The following is a 22,373-nucleotide window of genomic DNA, read 5'->3' on the forward strand; positions in this document are numbered from 1 at the left end:
GCATACGCCGAGAAATGATTATATGTTAATTCGCACGATGCTCTGCTAAGCACTCTTCCAGCGCTTTTAAAAAGAGTTGATTTTGTCGATCCGTTCCGACAGTCACACGGATCGCGCGCGGGAATCCAAGTGCTTCGCCTGAGCGGACGATAAAACCTTTCTTTAGGAGCGCATCAAACATAACATTTCCGAGTATTCCTGTTTCCATCAACATGAAATTTGTTTGAGACGGCAGAAACGAGAGATCATGCTTCTTACAAAAATCCTCAAACTGCTTTAGTCCCTGATTGTTTTTCTCTCGGCACTCCTCAAGATGCGCTTGATCGCCAAGCGCTGCGATCGCCGCAGCCTGAGCCGCTGTACTCGTATTAAACGGCGGACGGATCGGGTCAAGAAGCGCGATAAGGTCTTCTGCTCCGACACCGTAGCCGATGCGCAGCGAGGCAAGACCGTACGCTTTTGAAAAGGTCCGTAGAATCATTAAATTATCGTAATCGTCTAAATAAGAAAGTGTATCCGGATAATCTTCCGCTGTGACATACTCTTTGTAAGCCTCATCGGAGACGACAAGAACATCGTCCGGAACCCGTTTTAAAAACAGCTCGAACTCATCTCTCGTGGTATACGTGCCAGATGGATTATTCGGATTGCACACCCAAACGATTCGCGTATTTTCATCGATTTTCTCCAGCATGCTCTCCAAATCATGTGCCCCGTCCTTTAGAGGCACTTCTCTAATTTCTGCCCCTTCCACCACCGCGTTATGCTTGTACTGAGAGAAGGATGGGGTCGCCATAACGGTGTTCGTTTCCGGGCCTAACATCGCCCGACACAGCATTAAGATAACTTCATCCGAACCCGCGCCAAATAACAATTGTTCCGGCCTTACATTCAAATGCGCGGCTACTGCCGTGCGAACCTCTGCCGCATATCCATCTGGATAAATTTCTGCCTGAGCGGCTGCCTGCTTCATCGCGTCTATTGCTTGCGGGGAAGGGCCATATGGATTTTCATTCGAAGCCAACTTATGTACTTCCGATAACCCTAGTTCTTTTTGGACCTCTTCGATTGGTTTGCCCGGCTGGTAGGGCTCCATACCTAATAATTGCTTTTTCACTTTCATGTCTTGGCACCTCACATCGGAAAATTAGTTCACCTTCTCCTTATGTTACGACGAAATAAGCGAAGAGACAAACGTTTTTATTTCCGTTAACGCCTTTTCCCTATCTTTACTATCCGTCAATGACTCAAGACGCTCCTCGACCTGCCTCATGATGGCACTGCCGACGATCACCCCATCACAGCTTTCGGCAAGGCCTTTGACGTGTTCCTTTTTTGAAATCCCAAATCCTACTGCTACCGGAACAGCGCTGTTTTGTTTAACCGTTTCGATAAACGTAAACGCCTCGGGTGGAAAAGATTCCCTCGTTCCCGTAACTCCTAAGCTTGAAACGCAATACAAAAAGCCTTCCGCCCGTTCTGCTATTTTCTTGATGCGTGTAGACGACGTCGGGGCTACGAGGGAAATGTTGACAAGTCCCCTCTCTTTCGCATGCGCATTTACCTTTTCACTTTCTTCAAAAGGAAGGTCCGGGATTAACACCCCGTCCGCCTCGACCTCCTTGGCATAGTCTAAAAATGCCGTCTCGCCCATTTGCAGCACTGGATTGTAATACGTGAAAATAATGACTGGAATGCTTAATCCTCTTTGCCGCATGGCGGGTACAAGATTCATAGCGGCCCGCAAATTCATTCCTTGCTTTAACGCCCGCAGTGCCGAGCGCTGCAAGGCCGGCCCATCCGCCAACGGATCCGAGTAAGGAATACCAAGTTCCAAAATATGGGCACCTGCTTCCTCCATCGCAAGCGCTAACTCAATCGTCGTTTCCGCATCGGGATCTCCTGCCATAATAAAGGGAATAAACAGGGGATATTCTGCTGTTGCAGCTGCTTCATATACGTTTTTTCTGCTCATTCTCCCGACTCCTTTTCCATTGCTTCTTTTATTGAATTCACATCTTTGTCACCGCGCCCTGATAAACAAATCACAATAGATTCGCTTTTCTTCATCGTTTTTGCTTTTTCAAAGGCGAGATGAAGGGCGTGTGCTGATTCAATGGCCGGAAGAATGCCCTCGGTTCTCGTCAACACCGACAAAGCAGCTAGCGCTTCTTGATCGGTTACGCCTTCATAATCAACCCGTCCGCTTTCAGATAAATAAGCGTGTTCCGGCCCGATTCCCGGATAGTCTAAGCCGGCTGAAATCGAGTACGGCTCAGTAATCTGCCCGTGTTCGTCTTGTATCAAATACGTAAGCGAGCCGTGGATCACCCCTTTTGTCCCTTTCGTAATCGTCGCCGCGTGTTTGTCCGTGGCGAGTCCTTTACCAGCAGCTTCTGCCCCGTACAGCTTCACGTCGTCCTCTAAGAGAGGATAAAACATTCCCATCGCGTTGCTGCCGCCGCCGACACACGCAACGGCTGCATCCGGAAGGGTCGCTTCCTTTTCTTGAAACTGGCGTTTTGTTTCATCGCCAATGACACGTTGAAAATCGCGAACAATACGCGGATACGGGTGCGGCCCGACGACGGAACCAATTAAATAGAACGTATCTTCCACGTTTGCCACCCAGTAGCGTATCGCCTCATTGGTCGCATCTTTTAACGTTTTGCTCCCGGAAACAGCCGGAACGACTTCAGCCCCGAGCAATTCCATCCGAAATACATTTAACGCTTGGCGGCGCATGTCTTCCTCGCCCATAAATACTTTGCACTCGAGGCCTAAGCGGGCACAGACGGTCGCGGCCGCCACGCCGTGCTGGCCGGCACCGGTTTCTGCTACTATTTTCGTTTTTCCCATTCTTTTGGCGAGCAATGCCTGTCCAACGGCGTTATTTAATTTATGCGCCCCTGTATGAAGCAGGTCTTCTCTTTTTAAATAGATTTTCGCCCCGCCGAGCTTCTCTGTCATCCGTTCCGCAAACGTGAGCGGAGTCGGACGTCCGGCGTATTCCGCGAGTGTGTGCGTATATTCATCCATAAAATCACGATCATTCCAAGCCTCTTGAAAGGATTGCTCTAGTTCTTCTAATGCATACATTAACGTTTCAGGAACAAACTGACCGCCAAATGTACCGAAGCGGCCATTTTTATCTGGGTAAGCACTAATCATCGTTTAGCCTCTTTTCTAACTCATGTATTAAATGTTTATCTTTCTTACCATTCTGTTCAATACCGCTTGAGAGATCAATCCCCCAAGGATGGTAGGAAAGAAGATTTTCAATATTAGCGGGAGTAATACCGCCTGCAATCAAAACAGGTATCCGCTCGTCCTTACCGAATTGGACGTAGCGAGGCACGTGTCCCCAGTCAAAACTTTTTCCCGTTCCTCCCCAGGCACCTTTTACTTTTGCATCGATCACGAAACCGTCCACGAACGGCAAGTATTTTTTCATTTTGTCAAGCGTGTACTCGTCGTGGGGCAATGCTTTCCAGACGATTGTCCCGGTGACCTCTTTCACTTCTCCTGCTTCTTCTGGAGATTCGGCTCCATGCAGCTGAATAATATCAGGATGTAAAACAGCTGCCGAACTCCTTATTTCGTGAAGCGGTGCGTTTACAAAAAGAGCTGCCACCTTCTTACCAGGCAGCTTATGCCTGTCAAGCCAGGAAGCAGCTTCGTTTGGGTGGACCTTGCGCTTGCTTTCTGCCATTACGAACCCGACGTAATCCGCCCTCGAGTGATTTGCCGTGATCACATCTTCTTCTGAATGAAGCCCACACAACTTAAGATAAGGAGGAGCCATGGATCTCTTCCCCTTTTAATGAACGAACGGCTTCTGACACATCGTCCTGCCTCATTAAGGACTCCCCGACGAGAACGGCTTTCGCGCCGGCACGTTTAACGATTTGAAGATCTTCATGCGTATGAATGCCGCTCTCACTCACCAACACGCTTTCCGGCGGCACAAAGGCCTGCAACTGTTCTGTCGTGTGAAGGGACGTCTCAAATGTGTGTAAATCACGGTTGTTAACGCCAATTATAGCAGGTTTGAACTTATTCAGCACCCGTTCGAGTTCACTCTCGGTATGAAATTCCACTAGGACTTCCAAACCGCTTTCATGAGCAGCTTCATACAATTCATGCAGCTGTTCGGTCTCGAGTGCGGCCGCAATTAACAAAATCGCATCCGCCCCGATCCGGACGCTTTCTTCAATCTGAATGGCATCAATGATAAAATCCTTTCGTAATACAGGAACAGATACGCGCTCTTTAACAGCCGTTAAATAATCGCGATGCCCCTGAAAATAGTCCGTATCCGTTAAGACAGAGATCGCAGCCGCTCCACCTTTTTCGTACCCTTCTGCAATCTGAACCGGATCGAAATTAGAACGGATCAATCCTTTTGACGGGGATGCTTTTTTCACTTCGGCGATCACTTGAATGTCATTTTCTCTCTTTTGCAGAGCGCTCTTTAGGGAATAGCGGTGAACATTTACGGCTTCCGGCATCCTTACTTGCGTAATTTCTTCTTTTTTTGTCCTAATAATTTTGTTAAGCATGCTGTTTTTCCACCTTTTCTTTTTGCAAATCAGTCAATTTCTGCAGGATCGTTCCGTTTTCAATGGCTGCGTTTGCTTCATGGACACCTTCCTTTAAAGAAGATGCAGCATTCGCAACGTAAAGACCCGCAGCAACGTTCATGATAAGAATATCTTTTGCCGCACCTTTTGTATTTCCTTGAAAAATATTTTTTATCAAGTGAGCACTCTCCGCCGCATTATTCACCTGGGCCGGCTGGATTCCCGCGCTTGCAAGACCTAACTCCTCAGGAGAAATCGTATACTGCTGGATCTCGCCGCCTGCCAACTCCGTGATATGTGTTCTGCCGGTTATGGTCACTTCATCTAAGCCGTCTTCCCCGGTTACGAACAGCGCCCGCTCTGTTCCGAGCCGCTGAAGGGTTTGTGCCATTTTCAAACCGTACTGTTTATCGAATACCCCCACGACCTGCGCTCCTGCATTCGCAGGATTGGTAAGCGGACCGAGGATATTAAAGATCGTACGAAACCCGATTTCTTTTCGCGGCGATACAGCATGCTTCATCGCCGTATGGTAAAGCGGAGCAAATAGAAACGTCATGTTTTTCTCACGAAGAGCCGACGCCGCCTCTAGAGGATCGGTTTGCACACCGAGCCCAAGCTCATCCATGACATCGGCACTGCCGCTTTTCGAGGAGACAGAACGGTTGCCGTGTTTGGCCACCTTAATCCCGAAAGCAGACAAAGCGATCGCGGAAGCAGTCGAAATGTTGTAGGTCGAGCTTTTGTCTCCCCCAGTCCCACACGTATCGATAACAAATGATTCGGTATGAGGAATGGTAACAACGTGATCGCGCATCGATCTGGTAAAACCAGTCATTTCCTCGACTGTTTCACCGCGAAAACGCAACACTGTAAGGAAGCTCGCAATCTGGCTTTGGGTTGCCTTACCCGCCATGATATCGTCCATTACCGTTTTCGCTTCTATTTCTGTGAGTGTTTTCCCTTCAATACACGCGTTCAATATATCTTTCATCATTCTTTCGCTCCTCCCTCTTCGAACCAAACATGCTTTCCGCTGCTTCAATTGCCTTCAATAAGGCCGCGGCTTTGTTTTGCGTCTCTTGAAATTCATTTTCCGGTACCGAGTCGGCCACGATCCCGGCCCCAGCTTGCACGCGTGCCTTGCCGTTTTTCACGATCATCGTCCGGATCGCGATACAGGAATCAATATTGCCGTCATACCCGAGATAACAGACAGCCCCGGCGTAAATCCCGCGTCGGTCGGGCTCCAACTCTTTAATGATTTCCATTGCCCGGAATTTCGGCGCCCCGGAGACCGTTCCAGCAGGAAATGAAGCTTCAAGCGCTTCAATCGGCCGCATCTCAGCCGACAGTCTCCCCGTTACTTTCGAAATAATATGAATGACGTGCGAAAATTTACCGATTTCAAGAAGTACTGGCGTTTCCACCGATCCATATTGCGACACCCGTCCTACATCATTACGGGCAAGATCTACCAGCATATAATGCTCGGCGATTTCTTTTTCGTCCTGTAAAAGGTCCTCGCTGAGAAGGTCATCTTCCGCTGCATTTCTGCCCCGTTTTCTCGTACCTGCGATGGGGTGGATTTCCACATGCTCCTCTTGCACTTGGATTAAACGCTCCGGTGAACTGCCGACGACTTCGGTCTCCCCGAGCTTTAAATAAAATAAATACGGAGACGGATTGATCATGCGCAGCGCCCGGTAAATGTCAAAAGCGGAAACAGTGATTTCCGTTTCAAAGCACTGCGATAATACAGCCTGAAACACGTCACCCGCTTTAATGTATTCCTTGATTTTCTCCACATCTCGCAAAAACTTCTCTTTCGGGTAATTGGAGACAACTTTTTCAAAATCCGCTGCATCGAATAACTCCAGTGGAGAGATGAACGCTTCTTCCTTGATGCCTGCCGTGAATTGCTGCATCTTTTGTGTTACTATTCGTCGGCAGCGTTCGTAACGAGTGGCCGCATCTGACACTTGATCATCATCAAAGTGAATAAACGTGATCTCCTTCGTGTCATGATCAATAGCAATAAGCGTTTCGCAAAATAGGAAGTGAACGTCTTCCTCCCGTTCCTTGTCCCGTTCTGTCTGTAATTCCGTTTCAAAGTCATCAACACTGTCGTAGGGAATGACGCCGACAGCGCCGCCCTTAAATGGGATCGGTCCCGGCAGTGTTCCTGGATTCAGCCAAGCAATCGCCTCATCAAACAGCTGCGCCAGGTCATCATTTTCTAACAGAATTTCATTTTTTTCATCAGTAAATTGATAAGTACCGCCTTTTCCTTTGATCGTGTAGCGGGGGGTCAAGCCGATAAAGGAAAAACGCGACCACGGTGATCCTTCATCTTTACTTTCGAGCAAAAACACGGCGTCTTCACGAAACTTTTGAAACATTTCGATCGGGGTTACCGTATCGGTAAAAAAACGTCTTACATAGGGAACCATTTTATACTGAAAGGTTTGTTCCTCATAGGAACGGAAAGATGTCTCGGACATATACGCTCACCTCTTCTATTTTAAGAAGAGAGCAGGAGGAAAGAGAGAAAGGAGTGCTGCCACCTTGGGCAGGCGAAAGCACGTGAAGAAAATGAACTATAAAAAGCCTGAAACGACCAGTTTCAGGCTGACGGAAATTCAAATAGGACTCCGCTCAACTGTTCTCTGCTCTTCTCTCTCAACTGCACTCAACTATGCTATACTTATTTATTAAAGTCGTAATCTCTAAACTTCGTTCACTCTATACTCGGCTCAAATAATCTAATTTTAGTTTACACGGTTTATTTCTCTTTTGTCAACGGTAAATTAATGAGTGTATGCGTCACGTTTTTCTCTAAATGGTTATAAGAACAATACTTTCAATACTTTGTTTTTACACATCTACAACCAACTTCCAATCGCTCTGGGCGGACGCTTTCACCTTCAGGCACAAGCGCGACATCAGTTCGAAACTTCGCTCACGCTCGTTCTCACTGTGTCTTCTTAGCCGCGGGCAACGCTTCAGCTAACATGGTAAAGTAAAACCCTTTACCAAGTGGATCTTCAGCTCGTGCTGTTCCTCGTTAAATTAAATCACTTATGAAACCGATTCACTGATAAAATGAGACTCATTTTGTTTGGGATAAATCGGGTCGCAGCCGGGTGGCTTTGCGTAAGTAAATGTGTTTCACTTCTGATTGTGCGCCTGCGATGTCTGCGGTGAGCATGACGCGGATGCATAGTGGCAGGCTTCCTGGTACCGGTATTTCTTGCGCGCACATTACCGGGACGTATTCCCATCCTTGAAACTGGCGGGTTGCTTTAGCAGGAAATGCGGCTTTTATGTCAGCTGTTACGGTAAACCAGATATTGGAAACGGACTCTGCTTCTAAGCTGTTCGCTTCGATCATTTCCGCTAACAGTTCTGTTGTTGCGCTTACAATCTCTTCTTCTCGGTCTTCTGAAATAGTAGTGGCCCCACGTACCCCTCGAATCATGCTTTGTCCCCCCATCCTGCTTGCGTTAATAAGGAATGTAACAATCTTTCTTCCACTGTTTGCAAAAACGGCTGGCCAACTTCCCTGAGCAGCACAAAAGTAATATCACCAGCGTTTGCTTTTTTATCATGCTTCATAATGGTAATAAGTTCATCCGCCGTAAAACGATCGGCTGCATCAACCGGGTAGCCAAGAGCCTGCAGCCAGCTCGCTTCCTCGGCAATATCCCATGAAGACAAGCTGAGCTCATTACTTACTCTCATTGCAAAAATCATGCCGCAAGCGACTGCTTCTCCGTGTGTCAGTTCGCCGTAGCCGGTTATTTTTTCGAGGGCATGGCCAAGCGTATGACCAAAATTCAAAAAGGCTCTTACGCCGGACTCCTTCTCATCTTGCTTTACAATGTCGGCTTTGATCGAAATCGAACGCTTTAAAAACCCGCGAATGTGATCTTTTTTTATATCAGCTTCACTGTGGACATTTTCTTTCAGCCAAGCCAAAAATTCCGGATCTTTTATATACGCATGTTTGACCATTTCAGCAAAGCCGGAACGCCATTCCTTGTCAGGCAGGCTGGACAATGTTTCCGTGTCATAAAGAACTGCTTCGGGCTGATGAAAGGCGCCGATTAAGTTTTTACCCAGTTCATGATTAATACCTGTTTTCCCGCCGACACTGCTGTCTTGTGCGAGCAAAGTGGTCGGCACTTGAACGAAAGGGATGCCGCGCATGTACGTGGCAGCCGCAAATCCGGCTAAATCGCCGATCACACCGCCGCCAAGAGCAATGATGATCGACTTCCGGTCCAGCCCTTCTTTCATACAAGCTGTCAGTACCTGTTCATACACCGCCATCGATTTAGAACTTTCGCCTGCCGGGACGATATGCATCGCGACTGGGATCACCACTTCCAGCGATTTTAACAAATCGTCCCCATACAGCGGTGCAACCGTCTCATCTGTTACGATCAGAGCTTTACTCCTCCCGTTTAAAACGTTACGCAGCATGGCAGCAGCATCACGAAGAAGGCCCTTCCCGATGTAAACCGGATAGGAAGTTGTATCTGTCGCGACGATTACTTCCTCCATCTTAAAACTCCCTCGCCCAGCGGTTATGTTCTTCGATATTTCTCGCGATTGCTTCCACGCGGTCAGAGCCAAACGTCTCCAGTAACGCAGCCGCCACTTCAATGGCAACGACGTTCTCCATCACGACCGATGCCGCTGGGACCGCACAGCTGTCAGAGCGTTCAATACTCGCGGCGAACGGTTCTTTTGACTCAATATCGACACTGTTTAATGGTTTATAGAGAGTCGGGATCGGTTTCATAACACCTTGGACAACGACCGGCATTCCTGTCGTCATACCGCCCTCAAAGCCGCCAAGGTTATTTGTTTTACGAGAGTAACCTGTTTCCTTATCCCAAATAATTTCATCATGAACCTGGCTTCCTGGAAGAGACGCTGCTTCAAAGCCGATGCCGATTTCAACTCCCTTAAAGGCATTAATACTGACGACGGCTCTCGCAATCCGCGCATCGAGTTTACGATCATAGTGAACGTGGCTTCCGAGCCCTGTCGGCACGCCGGTGATGACCGTCTGAACGACACCGCCAATCGAATCACCGTCTTTTTTAGCGTCGTCGATTGCCTGCATCATCTTGGGTTCTGCCTCTTTATCTAAACAGCGAACCGGGGAATTTTCGGTTCGTTCTTTCAAGTCATAAATATCCTTGTAGCTCGTATCTTTTGCTTTAATGCCGCCGATCTCGAGGACTTGTCCACCGACTTCAATGCCGAATGTTTTGAGAACTTTTTTGGCAACAGCACCTGCAGCGACACGCGCTGTCGTCTCCCGGGCGGACGAGCGCTCCAGGACGTTTCGCATATCACGGTGGCCGTATTTAATCGCACCGTTTAAGTCAGCATGACCCGGACGCGGCCGGCTGATTTTACGTTTCACTTCCTTTTCTTCCTCTTCTGTTAACGGCTGGGAGCCCATGATTTTGGTCCAGCTTTTGAAATCGTCGTTTTCGACAACTAACGTAACAGGGGCTCCGGTTGTTTTACCGTGCCGGACTCCACTTAAGATCCGCACTGTATCTTTTTCTATTTGCATGCGGCGGCCTCTGCCGTGTCCGCCTTGCCGCCTTTTTAACTCGACATTAATGTCTTCTTCAAGCAGCTCCATATTGGCAGGAAGTCCTTCAATAATTGTTGTCTGTTGGGGGCCATGCGATTCCCCTGATGTTAAATACCTCATTTCTTCCACTCCTCTTCCATGCTTCCGGTTCACTTTAGCGCGTTTATGCATTAAATGATAACATATTTGCTTTTTATGATGGGGATTTTTAATAGATTTCAACTAAAAACAAGGTGGTAACAATTTCACAAATGATTCATTAGGGCATAAATGCGAACAATCATATAAAATTTATGATTAAATATCGCATAGCATAGAACGGTTGATTTCCACTGCAGGCGAGTCAGACCTTCGGTGGGTGTCACCCACTCTGTCTATATAAAAACCGAACGCCTTCCACTAAAGAGCGAAAGACGTTAGGTGTTTGATAAATGGTATCAACCCCGGTTTGACCGGTTGGTGCTCATTGTACCTTTATACCCATTCAGAGATGGTTTTTTTGTAGTCGATCAGGTCTTCTTTGTTGAAGAAGAGACCGATTTCACGTTCTGCGCTTTCTGGGGAGTCGGAGCCGTGGATGATGTTCATGCCTACTTGCACACCATAGTCGCCGCGGATTGTACCTACTTCTGCGTCGCTTGGGTTAGTTGCTCCCATCATTTTACGGGCGGTGCTAATGACGTTGTCGCCTTCCCACACCATGGCAAATACGGGGCCGGATGTAATAAAGGATGTGAGCTCGCCGAAGAAAGGCTTGTCCTTATGTTCGCCGTAATGTTCTTCTGCCAGTTCAGTTGGGATTTGCATTAATTTACCAGCGCAGAGGGTGAAACCTTTTTTCTCAAAACGCTGTACAATTTCTCCAATCAAATTACGTTGAACTCCGTCAGGTTTAACCATAATAAATGTTTTTTCCATCATTTATCCCTCTTTCTTCTTTTTCTATGTATAGTCGTCACATTCGGACATTTTTAACCTTCACGATTATAACAGATCAGGATAATGTTAGCAATCTGCCTCTAATAATTGCGGCCGCCTATGTACATGGCTATTTCTTCGAGTGAGCTTTTAGCTGGTATGTCGGGAAGTTCTTCTAAAGCAGAAAATGCTTTTTGCAAATATCGTTTACTGAGTTTGCGGGCGTACTCGATGCCTCCTGATGTCTTGATCTTTTCCAGCAAGTCCAAAACGTTTTCTTCTGACGCCTGATCGGACTGCAAGATGTCATGGATGTCACGTTTTACGGAATTATCTTGACACATCGCATACAGGGCGGGCAAGGTAACATTTCCTTGGCGCAAATCTCCACCGGCGGGCTTGCCGAGCTCTTCTTCTGTGCCGATAAAATCAAGAATATCATCGATGATCTGATAGGACATGCCCACGTTATAACCGTACCGAAATAAGTGGGACTGGTTTTCTTCAGAGGCACCGGCGCTGATCGCCCCAAGCTGGCAGCTGATCGCAATAAGCGAAGCTGTTTTTCTTTTGATCCGGCGTAAATAGGTTTTTAACTGCTGGTCCCAGTTAAATTGATCACGAATCTGCTCAATTTCGCCAATACAAATCTCAGCCATCGCTTTAGAAAGAACCGAATGAACTTTTTTATTTTTATAGAACGCTGCTTTTTCAACGGCTTTCGCGAAGATGTAATCGCCTGTATACATCGCCGTGCGATTGTCCCATTTCGCTTTTATCGTTTTCTTCCCCCGCCTCAGCTCCGCGTCGTCAATGACGTCGTCGTGAACGAGCGAGGCCATATGTATAAGTTCTAATGCAACCGCAATGTGTTTCACTTTCTCTATATCATAATGGCCAAATTTGCCGCTCAACATAACAAAAACCGGCCGAATTCGCTTTCCGCCTGCGCGCAGCAAATGAAGGGATGCTTCATTTAATAGGGATTGTTCCGATTTCACGGACCGTTCCAGTTCTTTTTCTATTTTATTTATATCTGTTCTTAAAAACAAATATAAGTCCGCCAATTTCATTGTATCCACCTTCAAAATAAATATTGCACCCCGTTTCTGGCCAGCCTGAGTTACTATGGCGCTTTAGTTCGTACGTACAGGTTGTTTTCTCGCAAAATGACTGGCAGCTGCACCGAGAGAATAAGACTTGACAGCTACCTTTTGAAACCCAGCTTCTGCAAATAAAAAGGTTAATAAGTTTTTGTTTGGAAAAGACATAGTCGATTGTTGCAGCCAAGAATATTCATCATAGCTGCCGGCTAAATATTTCCCTAACAGCGGCATAAGACGACGAAAATAGAACGAATACAGCTTTTTAAAAGCTTTTTGTTCCGGCTGTGATGTTTCCAGACAGACCGCCAGTCCGCCCGGCTTCAATACCCGGTGCATTTCCTCTAAGACGGTTTGGTAATCCTGAACGTTACGCAGGCCAAACCCGATCGTCACGTAGTCAAAAGAATTGTCGTCATAGGGAAGGCTCATCGCGTTCCCTTCCACCAATTCCACGTTTTCGATACCGAGTTCCTTGATTTTACGCCTGCCGATCGACAGCATGTTGTGGCTAAAATCGATGCCGGTTACGGATCCACCGGGCCCCGCCGCTTGCGCCAGCTGTATCGTCCAGTCTGCTGTTCCGCAACAAATATCGAGAGCACTGCTGCCAGGACGGACGGCCATGTGCTTCATGGTGTCTTTCCGCCACAGCCTATGTAGTTGAAAACTAATAACCGAGTTCATGTAATCATATTTATCATAAATATTTTCAAATACGTCATGGACTTTTTCTTCTTTTGTATGCTTATCCATAGTCCCTTCCTCTCTTGTAATCCCGGGAACGCGTCTCTTATGAAAGAATAGCCTTCAGCCTTCGAAAGAGGGGGGTGTTTTTGTGACAAACGGAAGTTTTAAGCTGTCGAGACAGTTCTGCTTGTTGCGATCGGATCTGTTCATCAAGAAAGCTTTTTGTTTGCGGCGGCGGCCATTCCGACACAATATCCGCCCTTCTTCCTTCCACAAAACTATAGATCCCTTCTGCAAAGGAAGACAAATGTTTATCCTGTTCTCTTTCTCTTTCCCTATACATTTTCTTTAAAAGAAAATACGTTTTGGCGAGCGTCCCCAATCCCTCTTTTCCGTAATAAGCGGCAATGTTGGCAACAAGGCTGCCTTCTGCAGAGCGCAGGCTTTCCAAAAGCTCTTCTTCTTCCTTATACTCACAGAAGTGCAGACTCATTTTCTGTTCATTTATTTTTTGAATGGAATCGCTGAAAATCGGAAGGATCTTGACGTGTCCGTTATCTACTAACATGGAATAATAAAGGCTGCTAAAAAAGTCTCCAGCTAAAACGGCAAGCTGCCGATGCTTAATTCCATGCTTCACATGCCGGCCGGTTTCTACCTTTTCGTGAGTCTCGAAAGCGGCGTGTATAAAAAGAGCAGCTAAAATTTGTTCTCTCTTTTCCACTGCAGACACAGAGGCAGTCCGCATTGCCTCCCATAAAAAAAAGATGATATCCTTCTCTATTTCCGGCGGGTCTATATATTTATTTAAATAGTGGTGGGCCGTCTTACCGTCGAAAATGCGTTGAATGTGTTGGATTTCGGTCGTTTCTTGTTCTAGCTCTAACATGCTTGACGTCCCCCCATTACTCAATAGATACAGTGTTACCTCCAAGTAGGTTAGCTTACTTTACGTCTTCCCTTGAAAGTAAGAAATTACACCGAAAAAAAGCACAAACATGATGATGTAATGCTTGTTCGGTTTTTTAACGATGTAATTATAGCATAGAAAAGAAGCGTGCAGAACCTAATCTTTCCGCAAACATAACCGATTATCCCTGTACGTATTTCTCTTATATCTTCCGTTTATGATCATTCCGCCTTACAGCGGTTGTTTATCCCTCTGTCTTCATTTCCCCGTGGCTCGTTTGGATGACGGCTTTACCTCTTATTTTGACGGCTGATGTATGTTCCGTAAACTGAGCAATCATCACTTCTCCTTTATCGAGCTTTTCGGAGTGATGAAACCTTGTATCGGTACCACGAGTGAGGCCGATAACGTTTACGCCGTCCTCCTCTGCTTTTATAACAAAGAAATCATCTTTGTTGGTCATCTTCAGCACCTGCCTTTGTATTTTTCATTAAGACCTGTTAATGAGTGAAAGTACTTCTGCACGCGCGGCACTGTCTTTCTCAAAAACCCCACGTACGGCTGACGTGACCGTCTCTGAACCTGGCTTTTTAATACCTCTCATTGTCATACACATATGTTCCGCCTCGATGACAACGATGACACCGTGCGGCTCTAATGTTTCTACAATCGAGTTGGCGATCGTGGAGGTGATTCTTTCTTGCAGCTGCGGCCTTTTGGCAACAGCATCCACGGTTCGTGCCAGTTTACTTAAACCGGTGACCTTTCCGCCTTTTGGAATATACCCGATATGAGCTTTTCCATAAAAAGGGACGAGGTGATGTTCGCACATGGAGTAAAAGGGTATGTCCCGCACTAATACGAGCTCTTCGTGATCCTCTCCAAAAACAGTTTGTAGGTGATGAGTAGGATCCTCGTTAAGTCCTGCGAATACCTCTTCATACATTCTTGCTACCCGTTTCGGCGTGTCCTGGAGACCTTCTCTATCAGGATCTTCCCCTACAGCCTCTAGTATTAGACGTACCGCTTTTTCTATCTTCTCATGGTCAAAGGCTGGCACTCTTTTTTCCCCCATTCGACAAATTTATGATCTTTGAAAATTTTAGCACACGGGTATGTATAAAGCAAAAGATCGACGCTTGTGAGCCACAGATATTTTTATTATGTAAACAAATAAAACCAGGGGAGGATAACCCCTGTAAAAAACGCCAACATACATATAAAAAGAGAAAAAGGGACAAGCTGTCAAGTCGAAGCTGTCCCTGGATCGGGAAACTGTCGAAACGGTCTCCTGCGAATGTAAGAAGACAGCGTTTCTTGTTTTTAAGTATAATTATTCTGATGAAGGCGAGCCGGGTGGATTATATGGTGGTGGTATTTTAAGCCATCCGTTTTGTTGCATCAGTGTTTTGGATTTTAATCCAAGGGATAATTTCTCTGTTTGGAATTTCAGGAACATTAACGCCGCATCCTGGCGAAGACATTGACTTGCTGAGGCGGCACACATATCGGCAGCAATAACAAAATTAAGGTTCACCGTATTGATTAGTTCGTTGTCCGAGAACTTAGCTCCCAGGGGGATATCGTTTGCATTGGAGTTCGGTTTACTCTCCGGCGCTTCTGATAAAGGAACACCTTCTTTTCTCATAAATTCGGCTAGTTCTTGCTTGTGAGACTTGACTACTTTCAACCCTTCTTGTAATAATTTTGCGAGTTCGGGATCTGAGGTGGTGTTAATCCCTATCTCAAAATAGGGGATGATACTCGATGAAAATGAAAAGTAGGTCCAGCAAGCCATAGCCTCACCGACATGTAGTGGGCCTTTATGGTTATCGGTTAAAGACTCTACAATATTCGCAGCGTTTTTGAAGATACTTGTAAAACTCGGCACAAAACATACCCCCCTCTTTGAAGTCATTAATAGGGAGTATCATATACCATCCGTCAAAAAATATGCATTCTTCCTATTATAATGTTGCGTGTATGGTCCTGTTCTTCAGGCTGCGGCTCACAGCTGCATACGTGTTCCGAGCTTCCTCTGCTTTATCGTTTTTTCTATATCATGGTCTCACAAAGACCTTATGACGTCGTTATTTTCACACTTGCTGGATTTCACTGCTGCATACGAACGCTATGACGCCTCTATCTTACCAATACTCCGTTTTCGCGACACCATCGAACCGCTATGATGCTGTTATTTTTACAATCAACGTTTTTGACGACTTCATACGAGGGCTTTGGTGCCTCTATTTCTGTGTTTCTCCCATTTCACGACGTCATAGAGTGTCTATGACGTCGTTATTTTCACACTTGCTGAATTTCGCTGCTGCATACGGACACTATGACGCCTCTATCTTACCAATACTCCGTTTTCACGACGCCATCGAACCATTTTGGCGCTGTTATTTTACCTAAACACTATTTTGGCAACGTCATACGACGGCTATGATGCCTTTATTTTAGCCATTCTCCGCTTTTATGGCTCCAACGAATACATCGAACTTAAAACCATGATCATTTTTAGTTTTTCCAGACCTTTTATATAATAAGCGGGGAACAAGTTTTACAAGGAGGGATTAGTATGAAACGAATAACTGTTTTTTGTGGGTCTAGTTACGGTGCTTCTCCTGTTTATCAGGAAGGTGCGAAGGCTCTAGGGAAAGCATTGGCACAGCGCGGGATCACGCTCGTTTATGGCGGCGCAAGTGTTGGTTTAATGGGAGCAGTGGCTGATGCTGTCCTGGAAGAAGGCGGAGAAGTGATCGGCATTATTCCCAAGATGCTCGAAGACCGGGAAATTTCACACCAACATGTAACCGAGCTGGTTGTCGTTGATTCGATGCACGAACGCAAGGCGAAGATGGCCGAGTTAGCCGATGGTTTTATCGCACTTCCAGGAGGGCCGGGAACGTTGGAAGAGTTCGTCGAAATTTTTACATGGGCGCAACTAGGCCTTCACCAAAAACCTTTCGGACTCTTGAATATCAATCAGTATTATGATCCTATCGTCGCTTTTTTCAACCAGATGATTGAAGAACAGTTTTTACAGGAAAAATACCGTATGATGGCGGTGGTAGATTCCTCCCCCGATGTTCTTCTCGATAAGTTTGATACGTATGAACCTCCTGCGGTTAAAACGTTTATTAGAGAAGACCAAACCTAAATCATCCCCTTTCTACTGAAACAACGCGCGTGTCCCTTATTTTAGGAACACGCGCGATTCTTTCTCATGTTTCGTCCTTCGCAAATTTACGGATGCGTGCTTCAATGTCATCCCGCACTCGTTGAAACACTATCCATTTTTCTTCTTCTGTCCCTGTTGCTTTCGCCGGATCGTCAAAGCCCCAGTGTTCCCGCTTTACATGAGGCGGGGTCACGGGGCACTTATCATTAGCGTCCCCGCAAAGTGTAATGACGCGCTCGGCTTTGTTCAAAATCTCTTGGTCAATGAGAGACGATTCTTGATTGGAAATGTTGATATGTTTCTCTTCCATTGCCTCCACTGCTTTCGGATTGAGTCCGTGCGCTTCGATACCAGCCGAATACACGTCGTAGGTATCCCCTAGATATTTCCGGCCGAATCCTTCTGCTATTTGGCTGCGACAGGAATTCCCGGTACACAAAAAATAAATAATCGGTTTCGACATGATAAATCCCTCCTTTGTACATAGTGGTTATGTGATAATAATCAGCCATAGATATAAACCGGCCAATGTGATAAACAACGTCGGTATTGTAAGAATGATCCCTACTTTAAAATAATAACCCCAGGAAATTTTCACGCCTTTTGTTCGCAACACATGAAGCCATAAGAGCGTCGCGAGCGAACCGATGGGGGTTATTTTCGGTCCCAAGTCCGAACCGATCACATTTGCATAAATCAGAGCTTCTTTGAGCACGCCTGTTGCATTGGTTTGTGCGATTGCGAGCGCATCGATCATCACCGTCGGCATATTATTCATCACCGAAGAGAGGATGGCGGCAATAAAGCCCATTGCGATGGTCGCAGTGAACAATCCTTGCTCGGCGGCAGCCTGAATGGCACCGGCAAGCATATTGGTAAGCCCGGCATTCTGAAGCCCGTACACGACCACATACATCCCGATAGAGAAAAAGACAATATCCCAGGGAGCGCCTTTGATCACCTGTTTCGTTGGCACCGCTGGACTTCTTCGTGCCATTATAATAAAGAAAACCGCAATGATTCCAGCTACAATTGAAACCGGGATATGAAGGGCTTCACTGCCAAAATAACCGATTAAAAGGACAGCGAGAACGACCCAGGACAAACGAAACATTTTATCGTCCTTAATCGCCTGTTTAGGTTCACGTAATTCACGAACATCATAGTTTCCTGGAATGCTCTTACGGAAAAATAAATACAAGACGAGGATACTGGCAGCGATGGAAAAGAAGTTCGGAACAATCATCCGCGAAGCATACTCGGCAAAGCCAATCCCAAAAAAGTCCGCAGAAACGATATTCACCAGGTTACTGACAATGAGGGGCAGTGACGCTGTATCCGCAATAAAGCCGCTCGCCATAATAAAAGGCAAAATCATTTTCTCTTCAACATTTAAATTGCGCACCATCGCGAGCACAATCGGTGTCAGAATAAGCGCCGCACCGTCATTTGCGAAAAAGGCGGACACGACCGCTCCTAATAAGATAATATAAATAAACATCCTCCGCCCATTGCCTCTCGCAATACGGGCCATATGTAAAGCAGACCATTCAAAAAAGCCAATTTCGTCTAAAATTAATGAAATCAGAATAACAGCAACAAACGTCAACGTCGCATTCCAAACAATCCCGGTCACCGTCGCAACGTCTCCCCAGTCAACAACACCCGCGAGTAAAGCAAGGATCGCACCCGCACAAGCCGTCCAACCAATGCCAAGCCCTTTTGGCTGCCAAATGACAAACACCAGTGTCACAAGAAAAATTAATAATGCGAAAAGTACAGAACTCAATTCATCACCCTCCATTACTCACAAACAATTCGTTTCCCTTCCGCCTCTAGGGTGTCCAGTTTTTCTTGTTGATCCGGGAGAAAGGTAAAAAGGCTCTCGAGTAATGGAAACACGTCGCTTCCCTTATGTAATGAATAAAAAATCCATTGTCCTTTTCTTCGTTCCTTTACCAGCCCTGCGTCACGGAGCTTTCGCAGATGTTGACTCACGGACGGCTGGCTCATATCCAAGATTTCCACAAACTCACAGACACAACACTCCCGGTGAAACAACAGGCCCACCATCGTTAACCGCGTTTTATCCCCCAACAACTTCAACACACTCGCAGCTTGTTCCACCTGTAAAACGGACTTTTCCAAGAACGTCACCTTCCCCCTATACTTGCGTTCATTTGCTTTACTAGAGACTATGGCTTAGAAAGAAACTAGCATTAGTATATAAGCATATGCTTATATTCGCAATTGATTTTGACAAAAAAATCCATGAGCCAATTTCATAATTCAGTACAGTTATTGAACCACGTACAATTTGAGAGAAGTATAGTGCGGTTGACAATGACAAAACAAAAGTTTCAATTTTTCTTCATCTATCCCGACAAAGTGCCTGAAACTCTCAGTGAATGAATTTGAAGCTTTTCTTGAAGTTGGGCCAGCGTAACACCTTTCTCATGACCCGTGTTTTTTGGTTCAACAGACTATCTGCTGGAAGCAAAGGCCATTGTATAAATATTTGACTCCTTGATAAAAATAAGAAAAAACGGGGAGGGATTATCATCTATGTCTAACGTCTTTCTTATCGGATTAATTCTTATATCATAGGCAACGGTTATGTTCCTGCCTAAAAGGACATTTTTTAAATATCTGCCTGTCACACTTTTTTCATCTGTGATTATTTTAATAGAATATGGAGTGCTAAAGGTGGTATAAAAACCGTAGCGAATAATGGTTTAGCTTTTGCATTAGGACCTTATTTTGTAGGGAACCTCTGGATATTCCATTTCACTTACGGTAAGTTTTGGTTATATACTTTTGTTAATTTAGTTTTTGATTTCTTGCTTGCTTACCCTTTAAACGCATTTTTTGAAAAAATTAATCTTTATAAATTAAGGAAAATCAGTCCGATAACTTATTTGTTCTTTCGATGGTGTATTCGCTTGCGAATTATGGTTTCCAAATATTTTTCGATAAAAATCAAACTGAAAACCAAGGTAATCCTAAAACATTTACCACCTAATTATTCGTGCCTCCACAAACCGTGAAAAACCATTTTCATAATGATTAGAGACTCATTCGAAGGAGATAATACTTGCCCAAACAGAGAATATACGTAACTCCATCGGGTTGTTAAGAAGTTCGACCCATCACACGTCTTTTGGAAAAGTATCTTTTTGAAAACGTCCTCATTATTAGTTGGCCAATAAAAAACGGAATGGCAGTAAGCATGACAGCAACATTTCGCCCCACTGGCGCAAACCAGCCGCCGTCATCTGGAATGAAGGTAATAGCTAACACTACAGATAATAATGCTGTAATAGTATGGAGTAAGATAATGTAACGAAGTTTTATTTGTCCCGCCAATAATCCAACGATGAAAACGTATAGGAGAGAACTTAATAACAAAAAAGATGCTTCTTCCTGCTTAAGATACTGACCGTATTCATAAAAATGAAACAGGAACGCTGCCGGAGCAAGAGACAAAATCAACCACAACATTCTCAAGAATCTCATCAGTCACGCCCTCCCAGCTCATGCAAGCGATTTTCTGCTTCCTTCTTACTAAATGTGCTGTACAAACGATAATGTTGCTCATCTAAAATACGGTAATGGTTACTGATTACATTTTGCTGCAGACGAAGTGTTCCTTTTTTGTCAACGTTCTTCCACCATACTTTCCCACCCATCGTTTTCTCCTTAGGTGCCTCACCATTCTGTAGACCAACTAATTTAATGAACTCGACCGGCTCATCACCTAGTACTGAAAAAAGGATTTCACTGTGGTTAAATAACGCACATATTGCAACAACTGTCGTCCAATTTGCTGTCTTTCGTCCCTTTTCAATTTGAACAAGTGTTTTCTTAGAAATACCAAGAAAGTCAGCCATTTTGTCTTGCGTGTACCCTTGTTCTGTCCGTACCAGTCTTAATTTTTCCGAAATAAGCTCACTTGCCGTTTGGCGATCCATGTCAAAACCTCTTTTTTCACTTTTGGTGTAATTATACACTTTAAGGGTAGTTTTTCAAATTGCTTTGCAGTGAAAAAAGAGCTTTTATGATTTCAGGGCTTCATTATGCTAATCTCAAAGAAAAGAACACAAATGTTAAATAAAGTAAGGCGGCTATTTATTATCCATTAGTTGAATCAATTTCATAATTCGAATCCAGTTATTACGAACCGAACAATTTAGAGTTTACGTTAAAGGTTGATTTCCACTGCAGGCGGACGCTTTCCGCGGGCATGGTTGAGCCTCCTCGTCCGCTTCGCTACCTGCGGATCTCAAGACTCATGCTTTTCCCGCCGGAGACGCCGCCTTCCGTTTCAATCAACAGCAGATATTTATAATAGTCAACGAATGATTTCTAAGTTATTTGTGTTGTTATCCGTATTTTGTCTAAATTAAGAAATTGATTTAGTTTTCCGGCAATTAATCCTAATAATATGTTAGTTACCAGCAGTGATAAATCATTCGCCAGGACAATTGTCAATACAGCTGCAATAATGGCGTAGGACAAAGCATTATAATTCATATCAAATCTCCTTTTATCACTGTAGGAAAAGCGCCGGCTAAATAGGTGAAAAAACCGTTAATGTAGCAATTCTGTCCATGAGTAAGAACAGAAGCTGAATGTACAGCCCCTGTCTAAGCCGATATTTTCCCTTACTGTCTGAGACCTTCTTCCCGTTTCCCCCGATTAGACGATCGCACATACAGATACACAGCAATTGCAGCACATAAGAGCCCACTTAATAACCACATGTTGAATAAAATCTGTCCACCTGGTGTCGGGGATTTAGAGATTAAAGAGCTTAATAACATCAAAACTCCGCTCCAAAAGAATAGATAATAAGCAAATCCCTTAAGCTGTCTTTTTAAAAAGTAATATCCGAGGAGTACGATTAAATAAATCGTGCTAATCACCACAATTATTGGAAAAGTAGGTCCGAACTTTGCCGCGTATACAAAATGGTCAAGTTGCGATACGTGACTACTGTTTTGGACTTCTCCATGAAATAGCTGAGAAAATGGGGTGGAATATTTCCATTCCCAAGGATTATCCAAGATGGCACTACCTTCATACCAAGCTGCCAATGTCGAAAACAAGAGTAAAATAGATACGATACCTAACTGTATTACAAACAAAAACATAGTGACGACACTCCTACCAAAAATATATAAGATTGTTGGTCCTATCTTCATCCACCATCGCATATTGGAATTTATGTATGACGTTGTTATTTTGACAAATCTCTGTTTTCATAGCATCAACCGAGGGCTATAAGGTATCTATTTCTGCGACCTACCCATTTCATGGCGTCATTGCGGTCGTATACTGTTGTTATTTCAACACCCCTTTG

The 22,373-nt window shown here is 45.1% G+C and carries 25 protein-coding genes; 1 reads left to right on the top strand and 24 read right to left on the bottom strand.

From position 1 onward, the window contains the following. Positions 1-25: 25 nt before the first annotated feature. The 17 genes from hisC to LOR49_RS07145 all read right to left on the bottom strand — a co-directional run bounded on the left by hisC (position 26) and on the right by LOR49_RS07145 (position 15,718). Complete coding sequence (gene hisC / locus LOR49_RS07065) at positions 26-1,123, bottom strand: histidinol-phosphate transaminase (RefSeq protein ID WP_240375582.1); 1,098 nt, start codon at positions 1,121-1,123, stop codon at positions 26-28. A gap of 45 nt (positions 1,124-1,168) precedes the next feature. Further along, the gene (gene trpA, locus LOR49_RS07070) at positions 1,169-1,975 is read right to left on the bottom strand and encodes a tryptophan synthase subunit alpha (protein WP_240375583.1); all 807 of its coding nucleotides are present in this window, start codon (positions 1,973-1,975) and stop codon (positions 1,169-1,171) included. After that, entirely contained in the window at positions 1,972-3,171 is a 1,200-nt protein-coding gene (gene trpB, locus LOR49_RS07075; RefSeq protein WP_240375584.1) for a tryptophan synthase subunit beta, read from the bottom strand. The genes trpA and trpB overlap by 4 nt, the downstream gene beginning before the upstream one ends. After that, complete coding sequence (locus LOR49_RS07080) at positions 3,164-3,805, bottom strand: phosphoribosylanthranilate isomerase (protein WP_240375586.1); 642 nt, start codon at positions 3,803-3,805, stop codon at positions 3,164-3,166. Before LOR49_RS07080 ends, trpB begins: the two co-directional genes overlap by 8 nt. Then, entirely contained in the window at positions 3,786-4,562 is a 777-nt protein-coding gene (gene trpC, locus LOR49_RS07085) for an indole-3-glycerol phosphate synthase TrpC (RefSeq protein WP_240375588.1), read from the bottom strand. Before trpC ends, LOR49_RS07080 begins: the two co-directional genes overlap by 20 nt. Beyond that, positions 4,555-5,580, bottom strand: coding sequence for an anthranilate phosphoribosyltransferase (gene trpD, locus LOR49_RS07090; RefSeq protein WP_240375589.1), 1,026 nt, complete (start codon positions 5,578-5,580; stop codon positions 4,555-4,557). Before trpD ends, trpC begins: the two co-directional genes overlap by 8 nt. Continuing rightward, the gene (trpE, locus tag LOR49_RS07095) at positions 5,549-7,087 is read right to left on the bottom strand and encodes an anthranilate synthase component I (protein ID WP_240375590.1); all 1,539 of its coding nucleotides are present in this window, start codon (positions 7,085-7,087) and stop codon (positions 5,549-5,551) included. The genes trpD and trpE overlap by 32 nt, the downstream gene beginning before the upstream one ends. A gap of 608 nt (positions 7,088-7,695) precedes the next feature. Continuing rightward, on the bottom strand, positions 7,696-8,064 hold the full coding sequence (gene aroH / locus LOR49_RS07100; RefSeq protein ID WP_240375591.1) for a chorismate mutase: 369 nt from the start codon (positions 8,062-8,064) through the stop codon (positions 7,696-7,698). Continuing rightward, the gene (gene aroB / locus LOR49_RS07105; RefSeq protein ID WP_240375593.1) at positions 8,061-9,152 is read right to left on the bottom strand and encodes a 3-dehydroquinate synthase; all 1,092 of its coding nucleotides are present in this window, start codon (positions 9,150-9,152) and stop codon (positions 8,061-8,063) included. Before aroB ends, aroH begins: the two co-directional genes overlap by 4 nt. A gap of 1 nt (position 9,153) precedes the next feature. After that, a complete protein-coding gene (gene aroC, locus LOR49_RS07110) occupies positions 9,154-10,326 on the bottom strand; it encodes a chorismate synthase (RefSeq protein ID WP_240375595.1) in 1,173 nt (390 codons plus the stop codon). 354 nt (positions 10,327-10,680) lie between these two features. Further along, complete coding sequence (gene ndk, locus LOR49_RS07115; protein WP_240375742.1) at positions 10,681-11,124, bottom strand: nucleoside-diphosphate kinase; 444 nt, start codon at positions 11,122-11,124, stop codon at positions 10,681-10,683. A 101-nt stretch (positions 11,125-11,225) separates the two neighbouring features. Then, the gene (hepT, locus tag LOR49_RS07120) at positions 11,226-12,197 is read right to left on the bottom strand and encodes a heptaprenyl diphosphate synthase component II (protein WP_240375597.1); all 972 of its coding nucleotides are present in this window, start codon (positions 12,195-12,197) and stop codon (positions 11,226-11,228) included. Between the two features lie 63 nt (positions 12,198-12,260). Next, positions 12,261-12,983 (bottom strand): demethylmenaquinone methyltransferase, encoded by a 723-nt coding sequence (locus LOR49_RS07125; RefSeq protein ID WP_240375598.1) that lies wholly within the window; start codon positions 12,981-12,983, stop codon positions 12,261-12,263. Positions 12,984-13,020: 37 nt separating this feature from the next. Then, the gene (locus LOR49_RS07130; RefSeq protein WP_240375599.1) at positions 13,021-13,806 is read right to left on the bottom strand and encodes a heptaprenyl diphosphate synthase component 1; all 786 of its coding nucleotides are present in this window, start codon (positions 13,804-13,806) and stop codon (positions 13,021-13,023) included. Positions 13,807-14,071: 265 nt separating this feature from the next. Continuing rightward, entirely contained in the window at positions 14,072-14,290 is a 219-nt protein-coding gene (gene mtrB, locus LOR49_RS07135) for a trp RNA-binding attenuation protein MtrB (RefSeq protein WP_240375600.1), read from the bottom strand. A 27-nt stretch (positions 14,291-14,317) separates the two neighbouring features. Next, positions 14,318-14,887: a GTP cyclohydrolase I FolE gene (folE, locus tag LOR49_RS07140; RefSeq protein ID WP_240375601.1), complete on the bottom strand. Its 570-nt coding sequence runs from the start codon at positions 14,885-14,887 to the stop codon at positions 14,318-14,320. A 273-nt stretch (positions 14,888-15,160) separates the two neighbouring features. Next, positions 15,161-15,718 carry a DUF3231 family protein gene (locus tag LOR49_RS07145; protein ID WP_240375602.1) on the bottom strand — a complete coding sequence of 186 codons (558 nt, stop codon included), beginning with the start codon at positions 15,716-15,718 and terminating at the stop codon, positions 15,161-15,163. A 690-nt stretch (positions 15,719-16,408) separates the two neighbouring features. Between LOR49_RS07145 and LOR49_RS07150 the strand changes: the two genes are divergently transcribed. Then, positions 16,409-16,990, top strand: a complete 582-nt coding sequence (locus LOR49_RS07150; RefSeq protein WP_240375603.1) for an LOG family protein — start codon at positions 16,409-16,411, stop codon at positions 16,988-16,990. Between the two features lie 64 nt (positions 16,991-17,054). Here LOR49_RS07150 and arsC read toward each other — a convergent pair whose 3' ends face one another. The 7 genes from arsC to LOR49_RS07185 form a co-directional block, all read right to left on the bottom strand. Beyond that, the gene (gene arsC, locus LOR49_RS07155) at positions 17,055-17,474 is read right to left on the bottom strand and encodes an arsenate reductase (thioredoxin) (protein WP_240375605.1); all 420 of its coding nucleotides are present in this window, start codon (positions 17,472-17,474) and stop codon (positions 17,055-17,057) included. Between the two features lie 27 nt (positions 17,475-17,501). After that, on the bottom strand, positions 17,502-18,800 hold the full coding sequence (locus tag LOR49_RS07160; protein WP_240375606.1) for an arsenic transporter: 1,299 nt from the start codon (positions 18,798-18,800) through the stop codon (positions 17,502-17,504). Positions 18,801-18,814: 14 nt separating this feature from the next. Continuing rightward, complete coding sequence (locus tag LOR49_RS07165) at positions 18,815-19,159, bottom strand: ArsR/SmtB family transcription factor (RefSeq protein ID WP_240375607.1); 345 nt, start codon at positions 19,157-19,159, stop codon at positions 18,815-18,817. Between the two features lie 984 nt (positions 19,160-20,143). Further along, positions 20,144-20,527, bottom strand: coding sequence for a hypothetical protein (locus tag LOR49_RS07170; protein WP_240375608.1), 384 nt, complete (start codon positions 20,525-20,527; stop codon positions 20,144-20,146). Then, complete coding sequence (locus LOR49_RS07175) at positions 20,527-20,982, bottom strand: helix-turn-helix transcriptional regulator (protein ID WP_240375609.1); 456 nt, start codon at positions 20,980-20,982, stop codon at positions 20,527-20,529. Before LOR49_RS07175 ends, LOR49_RS07170 begins: the two co-directional genes overlap by 1 nt. Positions 20,983-21,376: 394 nt before the next feature. After that, positions 21,377-21,544, bottom strand: coding sequence for a hypothetical protein (locus tag LOR49_RS07180; RefSeq protein ID WP_240375610.1), 168 nt, complete (start codon positions 21,542-21,544; stop codon positions 21,377-21,379). Positions 21,545-21,675: 131 nt separating this feature from the next. After that, on the bottom strand, positions 21,676-22,164 hold the full coding sequence (locus LOR49_RS07185) for a YjdJ family protein (protein ID WP_240375611.1): 489 nt from the start codon (positions 22,162-22,164) through the stop codon (positions 21,676-21,678). Between the last annotated feature and the right edge of the window lie 209 nt (positions 22,165-22,373).

Source organism: Bacillus piscicola (assembly GCF_022458745.1).
Lineage (GTDB): Bacteria > Bacillota > Bacilli > Bacillales > Marinococcaceae > Alteribacillus_A > Alteribacillus_A piscicola.